The sequence below is a fragment of the Microbacterium sp. Bi128 genome, assembly GCF_918698205.1.
The window spans coordinates 1-4,429 of sequence record NZ_CAKKMM010000355.1; the positions used below are offsets into that span (position 1 = coordinate 1).

The following is a 4,429-nucleotide window of genomic DNA, read 5'->3' on the forward strand; positions in this document are numbered from 1 at the left end:
GGACTGAACCGTCGGTACGCCTCCGCGAGGACGCGTTCGTCGCCGCCGGCAAATGCGTGGTCGAGACGGGAGTCCCAATCGTGCGATGCGGCAGCCTCCATCAGGTGCTCCTTTGAGCGGCAGTGGCCCCTGTTGCACCACATTATGCCGCTCGCGCGGGGACTCCGCCATGGTCCAACTGGGTCAGCCTTCCGGGCTGTCACTGTGTGCGTGCCGGTGGGGCCGCGGTTGATGCGACCCCACCGGGCGAGAAAACAGGATGCCTGCTGGAGCTCCGGTTGGCTTACTCGTGGTGGCCTTTGTGTCCGCGCGATGAGGAGTCCACTACCTGTACGGCGGCCCCAAGGTTGTTGTCGGCGAGGCTTCCCCAGGCATAGACGATGGTGTTTTTCCCCGCAGTGACCTTGATGTCGGCCGGGCCGATCAGCGGGGCAGTGGTTCCCTCGGCTGCGACCGAGGCCGGGACGGTTCCGGCCTTGAGAGTGAGGGTCTTTTGATGCCGGTTGGTGAGTCCCTCAATGACCGCGTTGCCACCGGCCAGGACATCGACGGCGGGGGCCGCAGCGACGTGCCGGACGGTCAGCTTGCCCTTTCCATCCGGGCTGGCGGAGGTGTCATTGGTGAAAAGGGTGGCCGTGGGCGTCCCGTCAGCGGCCAGATGTGCGACCGCTGTGTAGTCCCGACCTTCTTCGAGGTCCACTGTGACCGGGCCTATCACGGGGTGGTCGGCGCTGGTGGCGTCGGCGCCGGTGATGGCGACCTTGTGGTCTCCGTCGGGGACGTTCAACGGCCCGGCCAATGTGCCCGGTTTGAAGTTGTCCAGGGCGAGTTTGCCGTCGACCCAGACATCGACGGTAAGGCCCGGAACGCCGTGGAGGACGGACAGTTTTGCCGTCCCCTCGTCGCGGTGATGCCAGGTCCCGGCCTGGGCCGGGGCGGCCAGGGCCAGTGCTGCCAGCAGCGTCATTGCTCCGGTGGCTGCAGAGAGTGTCTTGCGCATTTCCAACTCCTCATCGGGGCCCACATGGGGGCGGTGGTTGTGCTTACACCCTTATTACCGGCCGAAGGCCGTCGCCGGATGCACCACCGGGGAAGTTTTAATGTGCCGTGTTAATTTTCCGTGGCCCGTAGAGGCGTCTGTCAGATCTCGTAGTCGAGCGGAACGGGCTGGCTGTAGGCCCCGGAGTGGTAGAGCAGGGGAACACCGTCGTCGCCGACCTGGCCCTCCACCACCTCGACCACCACGACCGCGTTGTTCTCGAAGGAGAGCCGCATCTGGACCTTGCCGATCAGCCAGCCGCTGACTCCCTTGAGCACGGGCACCTCGTGGGGTCCGAGCTCCCAGTGGTCGCCGTCGAACCGGTTGCCGGCCCGGGCGAAACGGTCGGCGAGCTCCTGGTTTTCCAGCCCGAGCATGTGCACGCCAATGTAGGTCGTGTTCGCCACGGCCGGCCACGAGCTGGAGGTCCTGGCCATGTTGAACGTAAAGCGCGGCGGCTTGGCGGACAGAGAGGCCACGGAGGTCGCCGTGAATCCGAACGGGACGCCGTTGTGGTTGGCCGTGATGATGGCCACGCCCGCCGCGTGCCGGCGGAACATTTCCCTGAATGTTCCCTCGAAAATACCTTCATCTGTGGCCACTGCGATCCAACTCCCTGCTGCACGTGCGTGTCGTACTTCTACTCTGCCAGCGTATTGCGCAGGGGAATCGAGTGCGGCATTTTCTTTACGTCTCCCGTCATGTGCTGCCGGCCGGCGTCATGCGCCGCGGGAATCCTTGTTACGGTTTGTTGCATGACACAGTCCGCAGTCGACGGCCCCGTCCACCACGCCGGGGAGCCCGCACAGCCCGAGCGGCGTCCCGAGGGGCAGCCCGGTTCCGGGGGGACATGGCGGAAGGCCGCGGTCATCGCGGCCGCCGGCATCCCGGTGGGGCTGCTTTGGTGGCTTCTGGCGCCGTCGGGCCTGAATCTCCTGACCGGAAACCCTGACCTCGCCGCCGGCACCAACACCGCCACCTGGCTGCCCCGGGACCTTGTGCTGGCGGGGCTGTGCCTGCTCGCAGGGTGCATTGCCGGGTCGTTCGTCGCCGGCAACAAGCACCAGCAGCCCGGCCCCGGCACTGTTGTCCTCGTGGTCCTCGCCGGCGCTGCCGGTGCGCTCATCGCGTGGGGAACCGGTGTGCTCAGCGCCCAATGGTGGGGAGCGCCGGCAGATACTTCGGCCAGCGCCAGCGTCGCTTTCTCCCTGCGCTCCTATGCGGTCCTCGCCATCTGGCCGGCAGCGATCGCCCTGGCCATCTTCCTGAACAGCCTCTTCCCGGGCAACGGCGGCAAACCCCGCCGCGGCGGGGCACGTAAAATGATCGGGTGAGCCTAACTCCTGACAGCCCCGTGACCCCGATGACCGCCGCCCTTAACTTCCGCACGGTGGACGTGCGCGGTGCGCACCTGTCTCTCGCCGGACTCCGCGCAGCCGTGCCCCGGGCACAGTCCGGGACGATGGCCGACGCCGAGGGCAAGGTCCTGGATATCATCTCCGCCGTCCGCGCGCGGGGTTTCGGCGCACTGCGGGAGCTGGCACTGGCTTTCGACGGCGTCGAGCAGACGCATCCCCGCGTCCCGGCCGAGGCGCTGCGTGCAGCCCTCGAGAACCTGGATCCCGCCGTCCGCGCGGCCCTGGAGGAGTCCATCAAGCGGGCCCGCGCCTTCGCCGACGCCCAGCGCCCGGCGAACATCGACGTCGAACTCGGCGAGGGTGCCGTCGTCAGCCAGAACTGGGTGCCGGTGGCGCGCGTGGGGCTCTATGTCCCCGGCGGCCTGGCGGTCTACCCGTCCTCGGTGATCATGAACGTGGTCCCGGCCCTGGCCGCCGGCGTCGAATCGATTGCCCTGGCCTCGCCGCCGCAAAAGAACTTCGGCGGCCTCCCGCACCCCACGATCCTGGCTGCGGCCTGCCTGCTGGGCATCGAGGAGGTCTACGCGATCGGCGGGGCGCAGGCCATTGCGGCCTTCGCCTACGGCATCCCGGCCGACGCGTCCGACGGCGGCCACCTCCCCGGGATCGACCCCGTGGATGTCGTCACCGGTCCGGGCAATATCTTCGTGGCCACCGCCAAGCGCCTGGTTAAAGGGGTTGTCGGGATCGATTCCGAGGCCGGCACCACGGAGATCGCGATCCTCGCGGACGCCACCGCCAGTCCTGCCCTCGTGGCCGCGGACCTCATCAGCCAGGCCGAGCACGACCCCAAGGCTGCATCGGTGCTGTTCACCGACTCCGAAGCCCTCGCCGCAGAGGTCCGCGTGGAGCTTGAGCGGCAGGCCGCTGCCACCAAGCACTCCAGCCGCGTCCGCGAGGCGCTCTCGGGCCCGCAGTCCGGGGTGGTGCTGGTCGAGGACCTGGAGCAGGGCATTGCCGCCTGCGACGCGTACGCCGCGGAACACCTTGAGATCATGACCGCCGACGCCGCCCGGGTGGCCGGCCGGATCCGCAGCGCCGGTGCGATCTTCGTGGGGGACTACAGCCCCGTGAGCCTGGGGGACTATTGCGCCGGCTCCAACCACGTGCTGCCCACCAGCGGCACCGCGGCCTTCTCCTCCGGACTGAATGTGACCACGTTCCTGCGCGCCATCCAGGTCATCAACTACAGCCGGGCCGCGTTGGAGCAGGTCAGCGGCCATATCGTCAGCCTCTCCGGCGCGGAGGACCTGCCGGCGCATGGCGAGGCCGTCACGGTGCGGTTCGCCGCCCGGTAGTTCAGGACCCAGACCACTACATGTAGTAATTACAGGCTTGTTATTCAGCTACATCTAGTCGTAAACTGAGGTCACAGCGGATTGCGACAGGGGAGGAACCGACATGTATTGCCCGTTCTGCCGGAACCCTGATTCGCGCGTCGTGGACAGTCGGATCGCCGACGACGGCTCCGCCATCCGGCGCCGCCGGCAGTGCCCCGAATGCGGCCGCCGGTTCACCACCGTGGAAACCACGAGCCTGACCGTCATCAAGCGCTCCGGGGTCGGCGAGCCGTTCAGCCGCAGCAAGGTCATCAACGGCGTGCGCAAGGCCTGCCAGGGCCGCCCGGTCACCGAAGACGATCTCGCCTTGCTGGCGCAGGAAGTCGAGGAGGCGATCCGGGGCTCCGGCGCCGCCGAAATCGAGGCCCACGAAGTCGGGCTGGCGATCCTGGAGCCGCTGCAGCGTCTCGACGAGGTCGCCTACCTGCGGTTCGCCAGCGTCTACCAGGCCTTCGAATCGCTCGAGGACTTCGAATCGGCGATTTCCCTGCTTCGCCATGAGGCAGAGACCAAGGGCCGGGACGGCAAGAGCCCGGACAAGCGGCCGCTGCAGGCGCCGTCGTAAATGTCCTGATTGTCCTGGCGACGGCGTCCCAGGATCCACCACAGACTCCGGTGGTGGCAGCGGAGGG

5 protein-coding genes are annotated in these 4,429 nt (G+C 67.8%); 3 read left to right on the forward strand and 2 right to left on the reverse strand.

The features are described 5' to 3' along the window. Positions 1-283: 283 nt before the first annotated feature. Together LQV45_RS18850 and LQV45_RS18855 are read right to left on the reverse strand one after the other, a co-directional pair. Positions 284-1,000 (reverse strand): DUF4397 domain-containing protein, encoded by a 717-nt coding sequence (locus LQV45_RS18850; protein ID WP_230008335.1) that lies wholly within the window; start codon positions 998-1,000, stop codon positions 284-286. Positions 1,001-1,140: 140 nt separating this feature from the next. Then, positions 1,141-1,599 (reverse strand): flavin reductase family protein, encoded by a 459-nt coding sequence (locus LQV45_RS18855; protein ID WP_018772361.1) that lies wholly within the window; start codon positions 1,597-1,599, stop codon positions 1,141-1,143. A gap of 195 nt (positions 1,600-1,794) precedes the next feature. Between LQV45_RS18855 and LQV45_RS18860 the strand changes: the two genes are divergently transcribed. The 3 genes from LQV45_RS18860 to nrdR all read left to right on the forward strand — a co-directional run bounded on the left by LQV45_RS18860 (position 1,795) and on the right by nrdR (position 4,362). After that, entirely contained in the window at positions 1,795-2,373 is a 579-nt protein-coding gene (locus tag LQV45_RS18860) for a hypothetical protein (protein ID WP_230008336.1), read from the forward strand. Between the two features lie 29 nt (positions 2,374-2,402). Further along, positions 2,403-3,755, forward strand: coding sequence for a histidinol dehydrogenase (hisD, locus tag LQV45_RS18865; RefSeq protein WP_374208246.1), 1,353 nt, complete (start codon positions 2,403-2,405; stop codon positions 3,753-3,755). 103 nt (positions 3,756-3,858) lie between these two features. Beyond that, positions 3,859-4,362 (forward strand): transcriptional regulator NrdR, encoded by a 504-nt coding sequence (nrdR, locus tag LQV45_RS18870; RefSeq protein WP_028275865.1) that lies wholly within the window; start codon positions 3,859-3,861, stop codon positions 4,360-4,362. Positions 4,363-4,429: the final 67 nt, after the last annotated feature.